The 1,165-nt window shown below is 68.0% G+C and carries 1 protein-coding gene; it reads right to left on the minus strand.

Features of this window, described 5'->3' with window-relative positions; genetic code table 11:
• Nucleotides 1–24 precede the first annotated feature (24 nt).
• A protein-coding gene (locus ACZ6JY_RS40840) for an IS630 family transposase (RefSeq protein WP_469204669.1) occupies nucleotides 25–1,094 on the minus strand; the annotation gives its coding sequence in 2 pieces (ribosomal slippage) (nucleotides 25–608 and nucleotides 608–1,094; 1,071 coding nt in all).
• Nucleotides 1,095–1,165: the final 71 nt, after the last annotated feature.

Raw genomic sequence — 1,165 nt, forward strand, 5'->3', positions numbered from 1 at the left:
TCTAGAGATCTTCAATGGCTGGGGTTACGGCGGCTGGAGGTCGAGGCCGGTTTTGGCGATGAGGCCGTCGATGAGGCCGGGTCGGTACTGCATCCGTTTGAGCCGGGTCTTCACCAGCGCGGTGAGCTGGTCGAGGCTATGTTTGGCGAGGTTGGCCAGCGACCTCTTGAGGTGCGCCCACACACCCTCGACCGGGTTGAACTCGGGAGTGTAAGGCGGAAGTTGGTAGACGGTCAGCCATAATCGGGCGCCGATCAGCTGTCGCATGGTGCGGCTGACGTGGGTGTTCAAGTTGTCCCACACCAGGACGACGGGGCCGCCGAGCTGCTGGTGTGCGGCGTCGAGGAGGCGGGCGTAGTCGGTCTCGGTGAAGCCCTTGCGCCGGCCTTTGGCGGGTCCGTGGTCGAGGTGGAGGCGGTAGATCAACCGGGGTCGGTGGCCGGGCTTGGTGCAGATCAGCGCCGCCATCGAGACGCGTTTGGTGCCCTGCGCGGTGACCCGCACGACGGGTGTGCGGCCTCGTCGGCCCCAGGTGCGGCCCTTGGGCGGCCTCAGGCCCTGGCCGGCTTCGTCCTCGAAGCAGAGCCAGGCGCCCAGGTCCGCCGCCCTCTTTTTATGACGGGCCACTGCTCGTCCTTCCAGTCGGCGATCTTCGCCTCGTCGCGCTCGGTGGCTTTGCGGGCCGGGACCTGCACACTCCAGCCGATGCGGTGCAGCAGCAGGTCCAGCCCGGCCAGGGTGTAGTCCATCCCGAACCGGCGGCGCACGATCTCGGCGATCCGGGCCAGAGTCCAGCACTGATCGAGCCAGCCGGAAGCGGCCGGACCCGCGTCCAACACCGTCTCCAGCACACGCAATTGCTCCCCGTCGAGCTTGCACCGAGCACCACCGGGGCCCTTGGAGACCAGCGCCGTTCGGCCGCCCGCAGCCAACGCTCGCCGCCAGCGGTTCGCCGACATCCGGGTCACTCTGAACCGCCGGGCCACCTCCCGGTCACTGGCCCCGGCCTCGATCAGATCGGCGGCCGCCAACCGGATCCGCTCACGCCGAGCCCGTTCCTCCACGCTCAGCCCACCACCATCGGGATACCTCATTTCTCCGGCATAGCGCGGCCCACGACTGCCGTCACGACCCCACGTAACCCACACCCTTAAAGATCTCTAGC

This window comes from Streptomyces sp. NPDC046335 (assembly GCF_055587985.1).